Here is a 16,880-nt window from a genome sequence, read left to right as displayed (position 1 = left end):
TTGATTTTTAATAAGTTTTAGTTGAACACAAGGCGAATAAATCACTTTATTACCCCACGAATTACCCCACAAGTCATTGCACGAGCACTAAAACACAATAAAGCATAGTAACAAAGTAAGTACTGTCATCGCATCTTAAAAAGAGTAAATGTAGGCTAAAGAGGGTGAAGTGTGGGGAAACGGATTACCCCACGGGGATGAAATGAGGTCAGAGTGCTAATCAATGGGTTTAATACGTGACCAAATTCTGTTTTTGAATCAATTTAATGGTTATACTTGAATGAGCACTATTATTCATTCTATTATGCTGAATTAAAAATAAATTTCGATTTAATCTGATAAATTTGGGATAACTATGCGATTTACTCATGACAAAAAAATCAGGAAATCAATAATTAAATTTTTTACGTTTGCAGAGCAAATTACCCTACTCAAAAGCTTTGCATTAGTAAGAAATGAAACTTCTGATGATTTTACCGCTTGGATAAAATGGCTGGCTTATGAAAATATGGAATCAGTAAAAAGATCCACTCTATTTTTTATTATAATCGCCATTGCATTATATATAATGTCCGCCAAAGCTAATTGGTTCAATTATCTTTTCTTTATCTATTTAGCTATCTCATTTTTGAGAATATTAGATAAAGCCCAAAGCATCGGTTATAGCTATACCATCGGGATAAAACTGTTTTTTTTCGCGCTCACCAACAAAATATTTTTTGAACCTCATTCAGAAAATAACTCCAGCAAACCGATACAGAAAAAAAGAACAAAAATCTACATCGATAAAAACCCTAAACTCAGACAATTGATTATAAAAACATTCACACTTAAAGAACAACTCACTTTAATTAGGAGTTTCTCTTTTGAAAGAGAAACAACTGACGGTAATTTTCTTGTTTGGATAATGAAAACATCCGATGATTCTTTTTCATCATTAAGAGCAATGTTAACCTGTATACTTATTGTTTTTATAGCAACCATAATACAAAATCCTGATGCATTATATTATATTGTTATTATTTTCTTGATATTTATGTTACCTCTTAGCATCTTAACTTTTATATTTTCAAACTATCGCCTCGCGGGTTGCAAGCTCATCACCTGCATCAAATTATCTTATTTTAAAATCAAGATAAAAACACTTTAAATTATAGGCCATTTTTACAATGGCCTATTTCAAAACTTCAATTATTATTCCTTAAATATTATCTCGCATCTATTTAAAAACCAATAATAATCTACACTTAAAATATAAAAAACACAAAATACCGGATCATTTTCCCTCATCTTTATTTATAATTAAATTAAATTTACGCATGGTATTTGCTCCTTGAAAAATAAACATAGGCTTATTCATTGTCTCCCACTTCCTCTTATAGTCCTGTTTTATTGCTCTAAATAATCTGTTAGACGAATTACCATCAATCCAACTATTAAGAAGTCTTTTAGAAGCATTTACTCTTCTATATGCTCCGAAAGTTAAATATGAACTTACCCCAAAGTCTACAATATCATATGAGAACTCTCCCACGCCTTCATTAGCGCCCAAATTTACAAATGCATATTCAGTAAGATCTTTTAAAGGATTTCCAAGGTTATACTTCCCATTACTATATTCATATACAATAGGAGAAATTGCTTCAACTGTATTACTTGCTCCTGTAGCCATAGCAAGCATGCCTATTCTTCTCACATTTAAATATGTACCTGCTGGACCTAAAGCGTTTCCAACGTTAAACACATAATATCCACCCACTATTTGAACCACACCCCCTAAAATTTTTCCTGTTGTTTTAGCATATTTTATTACTCCTGTGTCTTCAAAAATTTCAGTTAATTTATATTTACCATAATCAAGTCGCCTAGCTTGTTGATATGCTTCTTCTTCACTTTCGTATTCATACATCAGTTCTCTGGCTAATTCTCTCTTCTTTTCTATATTTCCTTCACTATTATTATAATCTCTTCTTATATCTTCAATTACATCGTTTATTTCTTTACGATATCTAGCCTTAACCCCAGAATCTTCTAGTATATATCGAGCGGCAAGATCAGTCGTTCTTCTTAGTTTAGCTTCATAAGTATTAAAATCATCTAATGTATATACAATATATTTAGGCATTATAACCTCAGTATACTCGATCTTCCCAAATGCTGTACGAACTAGTTCCTGCCATAACATGTTCCCAAGTTATCGACTCATATTTTATAGATACACTTTCCTGAGGCTGAACATCATTATGAGTAACCGAATTTGGGTAAAAACAACTTAATTGAACTAATGTAGCTCCTGTCAACTTTACTTTATAATAAAGTTCCAACCCGCCTTGCATTGATGTCCTATAGAAATGGAAAATACAAGTCAACTTTTCATTGTTAGTTAAAGCTTGAGATAATAAAGGAGATGACTTATCAATCGGTTTTCTTATGTCAATAGGCTGATAGTTGACATTTTGATCTCTTGACATATCAGATGAGAATTCATAAACTAAAATCTCATTTTCATGTCCTTTTTGGTATTTGTTACAAATAGAATCTATAGTAGAACATCCTTGTGATATCAACCCTTGGTTATCACCTTTAATTTCTAAGTAAATAATATTTGCCATTTCTAACACCCTCTCTATTGATTAATAAAATACATCCATTTCTTATTAAAAGAAATTACCTGATAAATCTTCACATAAAAATTTAGCAATAAGAAGCAAAGATACTACAATAAAATTTAATATATCATTGAATCAATAAATCTAAAAGAAGGAAAAAGACAAAAAAAGCACCTCTTTAAAACATATGATAAAGATCACATCAATTATAAAATATTGGCTACGTATTCAATCGATTGACTAACACCAAATATAATATTCATTTAAATTAAAGTGCCGATAAATTTATTATACATTTCGGATAATTTAGAATTATCCAGTGTATTGTGGTTGAGAGACTATTTTGAGTCTCATTCCCAATGAGTGAACAAGGATACACTTAAGGCGGGGTTACCTAGATGCCATAATACATGCCACCGCTTTTCTTCCCAACGGATGCAGAACACAAAAATAAAAAAATGAATATAAAAACACATAGCCATGAGTATCAAATTAATAACTACAAATATCATTTTATCTCATGGCTTATTTCACTGATATCAAACTATTTAGTGGAAACTGAACGTACTGTCCGTTCAATAAGCTGACCGTCTCTATCAAAATACCGACTAGGCCAAATTTCAGATGGATGTATTTCGAGATAATTAGCAATAATCCACTCACCTTTAGGCCACGGTCGACTGAGTGTATTTGCCAGTGTAGATGAACTGAGGCCAGATTCACGAGAAACAGCCGCTAAGGTTGTACCGCGCTTACGTAATGCAGCAATAATGTCAGCTTGATGCCAGTCATTTTTGACGTTATTCATTCCTGCTACCCCTTCCATTAATTAATATTGATGGTGGCGATTCAGACAGGGTTATCACAACCGGAAACACTTAACCGGCGAGGCCTAAGCCTCCCCTGCCTGAACCACCATAGAGTAGGTGTGTGCAGGCACACTGGCAGAAACTTCCTACCAGTGAAGTGTTTTCAAGGGTGATAATCCTTGACCACTGGATTTTGCCAGTGGCGGGGCTACTTTAACTGATTGGTTTATCTGCTTCAATAAGCGAATCAGTATAAGCACTTAACTTTTTTCGTTATATCCCGTTAAATGCGTTAAGGCGTTGCTGCTGTTCCTCACTCAAAGTAAACGCAAAATCTTCATGCTCGGCTTGCCATGTGCCAAAACTCATCAAAAACGCAATTGCCGGGTCTATTTTGTTCGCTGACTTCTTTTTGTTGGGCTTGATATTGGCGGTGGCGTCCGTTTCCATCACAACATTAGAGAGCGCCCAAGCAAGCACCGGATCGCCGTTGTGACGAATGACCTTGCGATTAACGAAGACCTCAGCCGATTTTGCTACCGGGCTAAAGCGCATATAGGTTTGGGGGAACGGCTCAACATCCAGCCCCGCGCCCTGTAATTGGGTGCGTAGATGTGTGGCGTTCCATGTGTCGAAGCCCACCAGTTTGATATCAAAGTGCTGGCTGTCGTTGAGGATATCATCACGGATACGATCATAATCAATGCAATCGCCTGTAGTGGTACGTAACCAGCCCATTTGTGCCCACTGACGATAGATTGCCCGATTCTTATTTGCCGGGTTCTGTAGCTGGGCTTCGGGTAAGTAATGACGGGTCAGTAATAACAGTTCGTTATCCACGGGGAACGTGTAACAAATGCTGGTGATATCGCCTGTTGAGGACAAATCTAACCCAGCGTAACACTCCAGTCCCTTAAGATCGTTTTCATTGTATTCTGTCTGGCAGGCTTTCCATGCCCCTTCACCCATCCACGGCGTTTCGCCCTGGCACCAGATATTAAAGCGTTTGGTTAACATCTCTGTCCATTGTGAGGGAATGCCGCGCGCTTTCTGGATAGTGTCATGCAGTGAGGTGCTGTCTACGGACACATTCAGATTCGGATTGGCCTTAACCCAAAGTGATTCATCATCAATTTCGTTCTCGTCGTCCAGTTCGTAAATCAGGGCAAACAGAGATTCATTTTGCTCTTCGCCTGCCAGTATCTGACAGCAATAATCATAGTGCTGCTTACAGGCCGAAATTACGCTACTACCCGCTGTAGTAATGGCAAACAGAATACCTTCGGGACGGGCGCCCATGCCTAATTCAAGGGCAGAATAAACGGCATTATCCGGGTGCAAATGATACTCATCGACAATAGCGAGGCTGGGGTTTGTGCCTTCAATCGTTGAGGCTTTGGCTGCCAGCGGCTTTAGCAGGCTGTTGCTCTTGGCATAGGTGACTTTGTGCTGTTGGATAGTGACCCGTTTCTTGAATGGTTTGGAAAGCAGGCACATTTGCCGGGCATCATCAAAGACAATACGCGCCTGATCCCGACTCACGGCGGCGGTGTAGATATCCTGCTGTCCCTGTTCCATGACCAAGAACCAGTTCGCCAGCATCGCGGCAACCGTAGATTTGGCATTTTTTCGTGGCACCTGAATGTAAGCACTACGGTATTTTCTGCGTTCGGTTGCTTTGACCTTGAAGCCGAACAGATTGGCAAAGGCGAATTTCTGCCACGGCTCAAGCATGATGGGCTTACCGCGCAAGTGACCTTTGACGTGGGGACAGAGGCGGGAAAATCCTATAAAACGCTCCACAACCTCGGTATCGAACACATAAAGCGGGTTATTCAGGTCATTATAATAGCGTTTCACGGCCTGTTTCAGACGCTTACAGGCCGGAATAGTGCCATTTTCGACATCAAAAGCGTACTGCTCCCATGCGTTCATCGGTAATCTCATCAGGCAATCAGTGCGTCTAAATCATCAGGCTCGTCGCTTTCGACTGGATTTCGGCGGCGGGATACCGGATCAAAGCCCAGCAGTGAGGACATTTTTATCATGATTTTTTCGGCATCCGCTTTGGCTTTCAGTGACGGGTTACTGGTGGCTGCACCGCGTGAACCTTCTACGGCGAACCCGCGTAACTCAATGTCTGCCACGGCCTTACGGTAGATGGCATAGTTGACGCAATACAGTTCTAAGTTGTTCCAGTCAGCCGGGCTGAGGTCGTCACGCTCGTTAAGGATTTTAACTTTCGATTTCCATTGTTGCGCGGCGATATTGTTTAAATACTCAGGGGGTTTCGGTGCTCTTGCCATAACTTTATGTTTCCTATTAATATTACTGCTATTAAAAAAAGTGCCGTGCATAAAAATTTGAGGACGCGGCGGTTCTTTTTAGGGGAGTATTTGTCATTTTTGATACCCCCACCTCGTTATTTCATTGCGTTATTATCATTCAATCAACCAATCACGACGCTTTGCTGCCTCTGCTTCCCGTTCCCGATACTCACCATTCTTACGCCGCTGTTTGGTTGCCGGGTCTGTCTGCACGGTCTTACGGTTATGGCAGCCATGACACAGGGCTTGATGATTGAAGTCAGGCCAAAACAGTACATCACTGTCACCGTCTATCGGGATAATGTGGTCAACGATAGTTGCAGGTGTATAGCTGTTCTGCGTGAGGCAGTGGACACATAAGGGGTTAGCCTTGAGGTACATCAGTCTGTACCTGCCCCATCGGTTACTGTAGCCTCGCTCAGTACGTGTGCCTCGCTGCTTGTCCTGTTGCCGTCTGGCTTCTCGTTGATGCTCCACACAGCGACCCGACTTTACCCGTTGCTTACATCCCGGATAGCTACAACGCTTTAATGGTTGCCACGGCATCAGTAGACTCCCACATCACGATAGACAGACCACAGTGATTTGATGGTGAAAGGCACTTCTTTAAGCTCAATGTCTGTCGCCATTGCCCGGTTCTCATACAGCAAGCCGATATACAGTAAGCAGCCTACTTTAATTGCAGGGCTGAATATCAAGCCCTCTTCAAATCGCTTACCGATATGTTGCTGGCAGACTTCCAATGCAGCTTCGGCATAGCCCTTGAGCAGTTGATCTTCAAGTGTATTGCTTTCATCTATCCGGCAATGTTGTTTGATTTCATTCAGGGGAATAACCATCTTATCCATTCAATAAGCCTCCCTTACAAAGCAACTCTAAGCGGGTGTGTTGGGGATCAGGGATAACTGCCACAATGTTAAACAATTGACCGTTGGTACTGTCACCCTGATAGAAGATGCGATTTGCAGTGGTGATATCAGCACGGTAGCGCAGCCAGATACGTACGGTGGCTTCGGTGAACACTGCACCGGAGGCCATCAATTCACGCCCGCTAATGTATTTGACCTCTGCCCAGACCGTGGCGATATCCTGCCACACCTGCATACGCTGACCCGACGGTAATTTGATCTGGGTAAAATTCTGTAACGTAACGCGATGCCTCAATGCGCCTGCTCTCATTCTTTGCCCTCCGGTTGTTTCTTCACCTCGACCGTTTGCTTCCATGCCTGACTGAATTCATCACCCCCTTCACGGGGTGATAATCCCTCGCGTTCGCGGGCTTCATTCGGGCACATCACCCCTGACTTAATCGCGGTTTCATAACTCTGGAAGCGTTCTTTCGGATTGGCACGCAGCAAATCGGCGGTATCAAATTCAACTTGGTAGCGAATGCCCTTTTTCGGTGACGCCATCAGCAAGGCGGATTTAATTTGTTGTTCAAAGTTGGCAAGCCACGGGCGCATGGTGATCGTCAGAAAAGCGCGTGATGCTTCACTAAAGTTGCTGTAGGTGCTGTTCGAATACTCTTGCAGAAAGATCGGGCTGACATTGAACATCCGGGCGATATCGTCAATGGTGAAACGGCGGGAAGCCAGCCACTCCGCATCTTGATTACTCATGCCTAATTGCTGGTATTCCATCCCGCCTTCAAGGATCGGTGTTTTACCTGCATTGCGAGCACCTTTGTAACGTTCGAGGGCTTCCAGTGCCTTAGCGCCTTTCGTACCATCTAACCAATCAGCGGATTTAATCACGCCCGCCGCCATCATGCCCTCTTTCATAATGCTTGCACCGTGGCGTTGTTGTGCCAGTCCCAAGCCCAATGTTTCACGGCAAATGGTGACAGGCGAACGCCCCAGAAAGCCGTCTTCGGTGGCATAACGCAAATGCAGCACTTCTTCCTGTAGGTAGGTTTTGACCTTGCCGCTATAAGGTTCAGTGAGGGTATAAGCGAACCGGTGATCGGATAATCGTTGAGGGACAACCGCTGACGGCGGGTAAGGGTGTAACGATTGTGGTTGTCCGTCTTTGCCCCAGACAATCACGGCATAAGCGTTGCCGTTCAGCAGGCAATGACGCATCAGCGTTCGCTTCAACTGAAAGGGTGTCTGGCAGTCGTTCGGGCACTCATTGAGCAAATAATCCACCGGGTGATCGCTTAACCACTCGCGGGACTCTTTCCCGTGCTGGTGCTGAACCCGATAGAGATAACAGGGCATGGTTGCCACCGCTTCACTAATCACCGTGACGGCATTCATCACAGCGGGTAAACCTTCGGCTGTCGAGGGTGAAACATGCTCGCCCGATTTGGTGTTAGATACGCCTGCCAGAGAAAGAAACTCGTCAATGGTCATACTTCGGGTTTCAGGGGCTTTTCGTTTAAAAGGCCACATAATCACACCTCAGACAGTTGCAGCCAGTAGTGGCGCAAATTGCAGGGCTTAACTGCATTCAGCGAACGTTTGGCGATCTCCACGCCACTCTCAGGGTAGGCGGGCAGACTGGTGATCGTGATTTCCCTCAACTCGGCTTCTAATACCGTCCTGATATAAGGCTCCTGACCCACATCCCACTGATCCTTCAATGCCTTGAACCCGAAGCTCATTCCAGCAATATCACCCCGTTCAACCAGTGTCAGCACATCGCGGCCTAATTGCGTATCGGGTGGTGTTAACTCAAAGCGTAATCCGGTGGTATCTTCACTCAATTGCAATGTGCCGGAGGTGGTGCGGCCTAACAGGTTCATGTGATCATGTTCATAAAGTGCCCTGACATCGACGCCAGAAGTTAAGCTGGCACTAAACGCATTCGGGGCGAACTGTTCGACAAATTCATCCCACAAGATTTGTGATCGGCTGTTCCACTTAATCACGTAACCGGTTAGTTTTTTATCACTGGCAGATAATGAGGCGGTACGGATTTCAAAATCATTCTTCATTAGATAGACTCCAAGACGGAAAAGGGGCGCTGTGCCCCTCCTGCTTATTTACTGGTTGCTTTGATTTCCAGCACTTTGATTGCGTTGGAGTCCACCAGACCGCCGCCCAGATATTTATCGGCGTACACCTTATAGAATCCCGGCTCGGTGATATTGTCCGGGCGGGTACGGGTGCCGGTTTGATGGTCGACAATGAAGTAACCACGTTTGAAGTCACCCAGACCGATGATGTTATCCGGCATAAATTCGAGATAATGGACAGGCAAGCCCAGCAACATATCAGGATCACCGGCTTGCAGACGCTCACGCCAGATATAATCCCCGTTGCCGTTTTTCAGCTTCTGCACATGGGCGGCGGTTGTTGAGTTCATCACCCATACTGAGTTCTTGCGGTATTTGTTCTTGAGCAGGAATTTAAGGTCAATCAGGCTATCAGCCTCAAGTTTGGTCGTTTCCAGCTTTTGCAACATACCGAATGCACGTACCTTGTCGGCTTGGGTATCGCGGGGATAAGACAGAAAGCCTTTGGCTTTTTTGCTGCCGTCACCACTGACAAGATCCGTTTCTTCGGTATCCACAAAGGTGTCGGCAATCTCGGCGGTCAGCCAGCCCAAGATATCCACATCGCTAAAATCGATAATCTCTTGGGTAGTCTTGGGATAAGCGTAGATCGGGAACAGCTTGATGCTGACTTCTTCCATCTTCGGCGTGCCCGTCTCGCCACGTGCCTTGCCTTCTTCCCCGTGGGCTACCGCTGCACCACCGACTGAAACAAGCTGTTTATACTCGTTACTGCGAGTGGTTTTAATCGTACAGATTTGGCGCATGACCGACTCATCAGCCAGTTGCTGCATGATCTGCGTGTTCAGTTCCGGGATAACGGTATAGCCACCGTCTGAGGGCACACCTGTAGACAAGGAGCGTGTTTCTCCGGTCAGAATGTAATTGCGCAGCTCGTCATTGCTGAGTTTTTCACTGGTCGGCTGAGTCTTCGCCTGATTGCGTTCTTCATCAGACAATGCCTCATAACGGGCAATTTCAGAATTGAGTGCATCAGATTGAGTGCGCAGCTCGTCAAATTGTTTGGCTTCATCGGCATTGAGTGAGCGTTTTTCGTTTTCTGCTTTGGTGAGCAACGAGCGCATTTGATAGGTTAAATCGGATTTTTGTTGACGTAATTCGAGTAGTTTTTTCATGATGTTTTGTGTAAAAAAATTAATCTGTTTTTATATATAGGTTTAAAAAAACTGCGTAAAGTAATAATAGTTTTAATACATCATAAAATAATAATAAAATTATGTTGTTGCGATGATTGTGTATACAACATATCGAAAATAGTATTTATTTTTAAACAAAGAATTAATCCGAGAAGTGTTTAGATCTGATTTTCTGCGACTACAAGTTGCATAAAATCTAAGTTTCTAGACGATGTAAATTGCCGCTCCGTTAATAGAATCTAGCCTCTGCCCGGAGGGACGTATTAAAACCACTAAAAGTAAGTCGCTGCCATTTCCATGACTTTAAAATCTAAAAATCAGTAAAGTAGAGCTACTACTTGTTGCTGAACACCTCAATAGCTGGTTTTCAATGATGAATAAATATTCTTTTCAGCATTAAAATCTAAATCTATAATTTTATTTTCAGTGTAATATCAAACACTATGACTTAATTAAATTAATATAATTTAAATTTATATAATTATATTACATTTATTATTTTTTTAAAATCATTTTTTATTGATTTTTTTATTTTTTTGTGATTTAAATTATATTGATGCCACATTTGTATCTGAATATTATTGCAACATTAAGGTGGTTTTTATTCAAATGTAACCTATAAAGCAATACGATTGATACTTTTCAAGTAAATAATGCAGGTTTTATTTAAAGTGAAGTTAATATTAGGTAATTCTATTAGAAAAAGATTCTTTAAATAAAAATCCTAACATTAATTAATGTTTATTCAGAGGTGAAATATGTTGATTTCTGATGAAAATGTAAAATTGAATGAGTTCTTTATTGAAAACAATACGCAAAATAAATTTTATCATGTATTAGATACTAAACATTTTGTAGCTCTAGTGACTGCAACTAGGGTTGATCCGTATACTGCACTGGCTTGTTTAAGTATCTACAACAGCCTAATACTAGATTCTCTGGTACCAAATTTAGCAGAAATGATAAATAATGATTATGAGATAGAAGAGGAAAAATCTGCCTCTGGAAAATGTAAGGGATACGCATCGTTCACGATAGGGGCTTTAGGTGGTACATGTACTATCACAGGACTGGTAGCAGGTATTATTTTGACTTTAGATAAAATTACACTGGGAGGAGTAATTGGATTTGGAGTAGGAATATGTGGGGCAGCTACAGGAGTCTGCGGCTATGCTGTAAATGCTAAAAATCATACAATAAGCAGGCAACATAGAGAACACCGAGATCATAAATTGAATCGATTAAAAACTTTCATAAATTCTTTTATAAGTGAAATAAAGCGTCAGGATGATTATGCTGGAGAATTTTTGGAAAATAGAAAAAAACAACCATTAGTTGCCCTTGAGTGCCCCCCTCACCCAAATAAGTATTATATACCATATAATAAAGGAGGAAAGTATAAAAGAAATCTTGCATTTGATAGAACGAATATGTACAGAGATATACTAGTTAATTGTATTGATGGATCAATAATCCGTAATTATTGTAATAAATGCCCTGGGCAAACTATAGTCAATCAACCTACTCGAAGGCTTCTGCCAGTTCAGATGTCTCATTTTCCTTCATCACCTCAAGTGCATAGACCAGTTCAGATGTCTCATTCTCCTTCATCACCTCAAGTGCATAGACCAGTTCAGATGTCTCATTTTCCTTCATCACCTCAAGTGCATAGCCTTTCTCGTATACATGATGTATCACAGTTTGATTCTGATGAAGAAACGGGATTCTGATGAAAAAACGGAAGCATAAATGTAATAACCACGTACTTTATTCATGAGTGGGTGGTTATTTTGCTGATTTTATATCATCACATCCCCTATAAATCTTTTTCACCCCTTCAACTGTGCACCCTATGCGCAATCTTCTGAAAACCTTTCTACGTCTGGGTTTGCGGTGGTTAATACCGTATTCACCTACTGTTCACCTGTGCACCCTTTTAAACGGTGTAGAAGGTGTATACTTGGTGCATAGTTAAGAGATAACTACACACCTGTCATTTTCCTTTAAATACAGTTAGATAATTGAATTGATGTAGAGTGTGTATACTTGAATCCAAAAGTTTTATACAGCAGACTCAAAACCTTTGCGCTCAGGCACGGACGGCAGCCATTCTTCCGCTTCTCCTGATAATTCAACACAATACGAATAGCCTTTCTTGGTGCGTACTTTCTGATATTCCTTGCGGTACTCCAGCATAATTTTAGGCAGTGATTCGCCGAACTTGGTGAGTGTCAACGGGCGCTCAAAGCCGTAGGCTTCCATAAAAGAAAGATAAGCATGATACAGATACAACCTCGGCGCGCGCGGGCTGATATTCTTATTGCCCATCTTCATCCCAGCACTATTGATAACAGGTAGCAGATAATCACAAAAACGGTACAACGGGTCAGAACTGCTTTTCACTGCTAATGCTTCGTTAGAATCGCGTTGCGCCCGTAGCAACGTTTTAGCCCTGTTCTGGTCGGTAAATTCCGTTAATAAGTGACGGATAATAACAGGCAATTCCCGGCTGATTTTCTCCGCTAACTGCGGGTCTTTCTTGGATTCTTTCACCGGAATATTAAATGGGAAGATTACCCGTCGCCGGGCGATACCGCCGTTGCGTTCTGTGAAACTCATCGGTTCATTGTTGGTCGCCAGCACCACCGCTTTAATAATGGTTGAGAACTGTTTCTCATATTTGCCATCGACTTCAATCAGATCGCCGCCTGTTATCGCTTTGATACCTGCGCCCTCGCCGACATATTTCACCTGATCGGGCAGCGTAATCAGGCTTTTGCCGACAAACTGATAACGGCCTCTTGCTTCGTCCAGTGCTTTCATATTCCCACTGGCTGTATTGTGTTCTCCCGCTAATAACATAGCAATATAAGTAAATACGCTTTTACCGCTGCCACCTTCCCCCGTGACTTCAAGAAATAATTGCCAGTCATAGCGGTTTGCCAGAATCATAAACAGCGCAGCCTTGATACGGTTCATCTTGTCTTCATTGCTGCCCGCGGCATGGGATAGCCAGCGGTAAAAGGCCGGGGCATGATCCGGCAGATTTTCACCAATCGCAGGCGGCGTAAAAGCAATGCCGTTATGATTGATAAGCCAGTGTTCCGGCTGGTGTGGGGTAAACTGCTGTGTCGATAAATCATACACACCATTGCTGAACCCGATTAAATCCTGCCGCTGTTCGCCAATCACCGGAACTTGTAATTTCATCGCGCTGATCGCGTTATTGATTCCATTCGGGCTATAAGGGGTTTCGTACTCGTCGAAGATAGCCACCATTGCGCGGCGCAGCTCACTATCCGCGATGGTTTCCCATATCACGCCGTTATAGTGGTAAATCATCTCGCTTTCGGGATTAACCGCCACCTTACCATAGCGTTCAACCAGCAACGCCCCGCGCTGACTGGCTGCCATTTGTGCCAGATTGCTCGTCGATTTTTTAGGCTTTTTTTCCTGAATCATTGCCGCTGCTTCCACTGCTGTTTGCTCCCTAACTTGATATAACCCACCGCTGAATGCCTGCTTTGCTGCTTCAATGCCGTAATGCTGGCGATAATCGTCCCAATCGGCTTTTAATGCCGTAGGCGGTAGTGTGACCCAGCCGTTAATCGCTTTGGCGGCTTTCTCTGCGGCTAACTTGCCGACATTCTTTTTTAATTTGCCGCTTTTGTCCTGCTCGTCCGGCTCGTGCCAGTCGTTATCGGCAGCCAGAATGATTTTTGCTTCTGGACATTGTGCCCGGACTTGTTCGGCGATAGTCAGCAAGTTACTTTCATCAATCGCCGCCAGTACCACGCCTTGATGCAGTTGGCTGACCGTTAAAGCGGTGGCGTAACCCTCAGTAATGATGAGAGTGTCCGGCGTTTCGGTTAACTCAGATACCGGAACAAAACTGCCTTTCTTTTGCGTACCGGAAACAAGGCGTTTTTCACCATTCGGTTTAATGGTCTGTGCGCCTGTTATCGTGCCATCCAGCATCTGAGTGACCAGCAACAAAGAGCCATCTTTCAATAGCCGCTGATTGGGGCATTGCAGCCCCTTTTCCACCAGATATTGAGATTCGCCCATAACCGAGGTGGCAATCATTGCCGCAATGCGTTCAGCAATGGGCTTTGCTGCCCGTGGCTGTTCTTTGGCTATTTTGGGTTCCGGCAATGGCATTGCCAACGCATCAGCTACCAATTTAGCCGCTGCAAAGATGGTAATTCCCTTGGTTCTCGCCACCAAATCCAGTCCGTCACCGTGGTTCGGCTCATCACACTGGCGACAATGCCAGTCGCCGTTATGGTTATCATCGATAAAGTGAAAGCGATCAGTACCGCCGCATATTGGGCAAGCACCATGCTTACCCTTTGCGGGAACCTCAACACCACAGGCAAGCAACAGGCTTTGCCAGTGATTTGTGGCGGATTTCTTCACCGCATGGATAACATCTATCGGGCGGATTTTCTGGCTGTTATGTCCCTGTGAAGCGTGTCGGCTCATGATTCACTCTCCATAAACAGCCGCATAAAGCACATGGTAGACTTCCTGATTGCTATCACAGGCCAGCGAAAGCAAATCATGTAGTTCTTCCGAACAATGATGGCTGGTCTGGTCAAGAATAACTTCAAATAAAGACGTACCCAATCCCGCCCGGTACATCGCCTGATCTAATGAAATGGATTGCCTGTGCACCACATAATTTAACAATTTATTTACGAGTGGCTGCGGGGCATGTTTCAACAGTGCATGGTGTACCTCCTGATTGATATCTCGCGCCAGTGCAATCAAATTATTTATGTCAATTGAGCATTCATCCTTTGATTTTTCGAGAATGAATTTAAATAAAGAAGTTGCCTGATTGGCACGATATAACGCCTGTTTTAGTGAGATAGGTTTATTATTCATGGTATGCCCCCTGACGTGATACGAAGATCAGAAAGGACATGCTAGCCAGCCGCTGAGCACCGGATGCAATTAGGAATGTAAATTTTAGGCGAGTTTGGTTAGACTGTGTGTCAGCCATAATCGTTACCTCTATTAACGGTTTGGTTAGCCCTCGTCTGGTACTGAGAATACTATTCGGGGGCGCTCTTTTTTCTATGTACTGATTAGTTAAGGTGTGTATCACTTTAGTCTTTGCAGATACTTGCGTCAATAGTTTTAACATCATTATTTTGATGTATAATGATACACACTTAAGTAATGAGGTTTCAGCAATGGCAACTAGTAACAAGAATGCAAAGTCACAATTCATGACGGCTCGTGTTCCACACGAAGTAGTAGATTTGATGGAACAAGTTAGAACTGAAAGCGAAAGCAAGGCGCAGTTTATAGTCACTGCTATGAAAACTGAAATCAAACGCCGCCAGCGCAAATCCAAAGCATCATCTGAGCAAAAATAATCAACTAACCCTCTAAAAGAGGGTTGTCTCTCAAATTTATGGTTACTTAACTTCAAAGAATCTCTATAGCTAATATCTACCATCACACCACCTATTCCCAAAAATTAAGCTGCTTTTAGAGTGAGTTAGACCGCTGCCAATTAAGGCAGTTAATTTTTTCATCACTCTATTCTTTAATTGGCAGGTTTACGGCTATATGGATTATTTATATTTTCTACTGTAGGCGGATTACGTACCCAATGAAGCAGATCACTGAGTAACCAAGCACAGGAATTGCGGCCTAATGGCTTGCGGGCAGGAAAACGGCCTTCATTTTCCAGTTTCCATGCTGACGTTCTGGAAATAGAGGTGATGTGCTGACGTTCCTTTTCACGTATAAGACGATCATAAGGTTCGCCATACTCGGAAAGGATGGAGCGACGTTCTTCTGGTGTAGGAGTACTGTATTGAATGGTCATGTTACCCTCACTGTTTAATTGTTTTTGTGAGGGTATTTTACTTAAAGTAAATCATTACAAAAGAAAGTAGCTTTGTGATGTATATATTACAATTGCCCGCTTATCGTCAGATCAATTAACTCCTGTTATTGAGCTGCTTTTAATATAACCACATTCTCATAATTACCTGCCAATATATCCAGTCGCTCACACCACTTGTTTAAAGCATCTAGCTTCTCTGGTAGATATTGGCTTCTGTTGTAAACCGCCAGAACGCCGCCTAACGTATGCCCTAACAGCAATTCAACAATGTGTGGGGCAATCCCCATATCACTTAACATTGTGGCAAATGTACGCCGTAAATCATGAAGAACCCATTTCTCATTATGTTTTAGCCTCTCCCATACTCGACAACCAGCCATGCTAACCGTTGTATAATCTTTAAATTCCCCCAACAAATATTCGGAATGTCTATTTTGGTGCTTTAACATTTTTATTTTTTCAAATACTGCATCAGGGATTGGCCTAATTATTTTCTCTCTCGTTTTGCTATTACATTCTGGCACAGTCCATAATCTTTGTTCTAAATCCCATTCATTCATTTTTGACATACGAATCTCTACTGTTCGTGCGCCAAATACAATTAACAAATAGAATATATTCTGATAGTAGGAAATATAATAATTACCATTAATCGATTTTAAAAAATCAGACAATTCTTTTTCTGTTAGAACTCGTTTTCGTTTATTTTGTTTAACGCCTATATCCTGCTTCGTGATACCTTCCAATACATGAGAAACGGCAAACCGACGAACTCGGCAGAACTTTAAAGCCTGTTGAGACATTTGTAGCAGCGCCCCTGCAATACTCGGAGCAGTCTTTTTAACTAGAGAAAAACACCTGAGCCAATAATGAGTATCACAATCAGAAAGAGCAATTTCTCCTATATATGGAAAAAGGTGTTTTTCAAAACGTTCCCTATATCTTTCAGATAAAACCAAATTTTCATCAACGTATTCATTCAACCAATATTCTATAGCTTCTTTATATAACTTTTCAAAATGGTAGGAGTGTCAAAGAAACTCAGTCCAAATTTTGCGAGTTTTGATTTTCCAGAAACAAAAAGGCAAAAAAGAGGACTGAGTTATGCTTATCT

General features: G+C 42.2%; 18 protein-coding genes. 3 read left to right on the top strand and 15 right to left on the bottom strand.

What is annotated here, in order from left to right; translation table 11 throughout:
- Positions 1-355 precede the first annotated feature (355 nt).
- Positions 356-1,150 carry a hypothetical protein gene (locus AAC854_RS10170; protein ID WP_340616999.1) on the top strand — a complete coding sequence of 265 codons (795 nt, stop codon included), beginning with the start codon at positions 356-358 and terminating at the stop codon, positions 1,148-1,150.
- A 126-nt stretch (positions 1,151-1,276) separates the two neighbouring features.
- On the opposite strand, the gene AAC854_RS10165 is transcribed toward AAC854_RS10170, so the two are convergent.
- The 11 genes from AAC854_RS10165 to AAC854_RS10115 all read right to left on the bottom strand — a co-directional run bounded on the left by AAC854_RS10165 (position 1,277) and on the right by AAC854_RS10115 (position 9,879).
- Positions 1,277-2,125 (bottom strand): DUF4225 domain-containing protein, encoded by an 849-nt coding sequence (locus AAC854_RS10165; RefSeq protein ID WP_340616998.1) that lies wholly within the window; start codon positions 2,123-2,125, stop codon positions 1,277-1,279.
- Between the two features lie 7 nt (positions 2,126-2,132).
- Positions 2,133-2,612, bottom strand: a complete 480-nt coding sequence (locus AAC854_RS10160; RefSeq protein ID WP_340616997.1) for an Hcp family type VI secretion system effector — start codon at positions 2,610-2,612, stop codon at positions 2,133-2,135.
- A gap of 541 nt (positions 2,613-3,153) precedes the next feature.
- A complete protein-coding gene (locus tag AAC854_RS10155) occupies positions 3,154-3,417 on the bottom strand; it encodes a helix-turn-helix domain-containing protein (RefSeq protein ID WP_340616996.1) in 264 nt (87 codons plus the stop codon).
- A 274-nt stretch (positions 3,418-3,691) separates the two neighbouring features.
- A complete protein-coding gene (locus AAC854_RS10150) occupies positions 3,692-5,353 on the bottom strand; it encodes a terminase large subunit (protein ID WP_340616995.1) in 1,662 nt (553 codons plus the stop codon).
- An 11-nt stretch (positions 5,354-5,364) separates the two neighbouring features.
- Entirely contained in the window at positions 5,365-5,724 is a 360-nt protein-coding gene (locus AAC854_RS10145; protein ID WP_340616994.1) for a phage terminase small subunit P27 family, read from the bottom strand.
- Positions 5,725-5,859: 135 nt separating this feature from the next.
- On the bottom strand, positions 5,860-6,291 hold the full coding sequence (locus AAC854_RS10140; RefSeq protein ID WP_340616993.1) for an HNH endonuclease: 432 nt from the start codon (positions 6,289-6,291) through the stop codon (positions 5,860-5,862).
- Positions 6,291-6,593, bottom strand: coding sequence for a head-tail connector protein (locus AAC854_RS10135; RefSeq protein ID WP_340616992.1), 303 nt, complete (start codon positions 6,591-6,593; stop codon positions 6,291-6,293). The genes AAC854_RS10140 and AAC854_RS10135 overlap by 1 nt, the downstream gene beginning before the upstream one ends.
- Positions 6,586-6,924 carry a phage head closure protein gene (locus AAC854_RS10130; RefSeq protein ID WP_340616991.1) on the bottom strand — a complete coding sequence of 113 codons (339 nt, stop codon included), beginning with the start codon at positions 6,922-6,924 and terminating at the stop codon, positions 6,586-6,588. The genes AAC854_RS10135 and AAC854_RS10130 overlap by 8 nt, the downstream gene beginning before the upstream one ends.
- On the bottom strand, positions 6,921-8,138 hold the full coding sequence (locus AAC854_RS10125) for a phage portal protein (RefSeq protein WP_340616990.1): 1,218 nt from the start codon (positions 8,136-8,138) through the stop codon (positions 6,921-6,923). Before AAC854_RS10125 ends, AAC854_RS10130 begins: the two co-directional genes overlap by 4 nt.
- A gap of 2 nt (positions 8,139-8,140) precedes the next feature.
- Positions 8,141-8,683, bottom strand: coding sequence for an HK97 family phage prohead protease (locus AAC854_RS10120; protein ID WP_340616989.1), 543 nt, complete (start codon positions 8,681-8,683; stop codon positions 8,141-8,143).
- A gap of 44 nt (positions 8,684-8,727) precedes the next feature.
- A complete protein-coding gene (locus AAC854_RS10115; protein ID WP_340616988.1) occupies positions 8,728-9,879 on the bottom strand; it encodes a phage major capsid protein in 1,152 nt (383 codons plus the stop codon).
- Between the two features lie 779 nt (positions 9,880-10,658).
- On the opposite strand from AAC854_RS10115, the gene AAC854_RS10110 reads away from it, so the two are divergent.
- Entirely contained in the window at positions 10,659-11,630 is a 972-nt protein-coding gene (locus AAC854_RS10110; RefSeq protein WP_340616987.1) for a hypothetical protein, read from the top strand.
- A gap of 331 nt (positions 11,631-11,961) precedes the next feature.
- On the opposite strand, the gene AAC854_RS10105 is transcribed toward AAC854_RS10110, so the two are convergent.
- The gene (locus tag AAC854_RS10105) at positions 11,962-14,385 is read right to left on the bottom strand and encodes a primase-like DNA-binding domain-containing protein (protein ID WP_340616986.1); all 2,424 of its coding nucleotides are present in this window, start codon (positions 14,383-14,385) and stop codon (positions 11,962-11,964) included.
- Between the two features lie 3 nt (positions 14,386-14,388).
- On the bottom strand, positions 14,389-14,790 hold the full coding sequence (locus AAC854_RS10100; RefSeq protein WP_340616985.1) for a hypothetical protein: 402 nt from the start codon (positions 14,788-14,790) through the stop codon (positions 14,389-14,391).
- 311 nt (positions 14,791-15,101) lie between these two features.
- Between AAC854_RS10100 and AAC854_RS10095 the strand changes: the two genes are divergently transcribed.
- Complete coding sequence (locus AAC854_RS10095; protein WP_340616984.1) at positions 15,102-15,287, top strand: YlcI/YnfO family protein; 186 nt, start codon at positions 15,102-15,104, stop codon at positions 15,285-15,287.
- 173 nt (positions 15,288-15,460) lie between these two features.
- On the opposite strand, the gene AAC854_RS10090 is transcribed toward AAC854_RS10095, so the two are convergent.
- Positions 15,461-15,745, bottom strand: coding sequence for a helix-turn-helix transcriptional regulator (locus tag AAC854_RS10090; RefSeq protein ID WP_038262390.1), 285 nt, complete (start codon positions 15,743-15,745; stop codon positions 15,461-15,463).
- Positions 15,746-15,870: 125 nt separating this feature from the next.
- Complete coding sequence (locus tag AAC854_RS10085; RefSeq protein WP_340616983.1) at positions 15,871-16,749, bottom strand: tyrosine-type recombinase/integrase; 879 nt, start codon at positions 16,747-16,749, stop codon at positions 15,871-15,873.
- Between the last annotated feature and the right edge of the window lie 131 nt (positions 16,750-16,880).

The sequence above is a fragment of the Xenorhabdus entomophaga genome, from assembly GCF_037996725.1.
GTDB classification, from domain to species: Bacteria; Pseudomonadota; Gammaproteobacteria; order Enterobacterales; family Enterobacteriaceae; genus Xenorhabdus; species Xenorhabdus khoisanae.
Note: the sequence above shows the minus strand (reverse complement) of the source record. Positions and strands in the feature narration are given on the sequence as shown.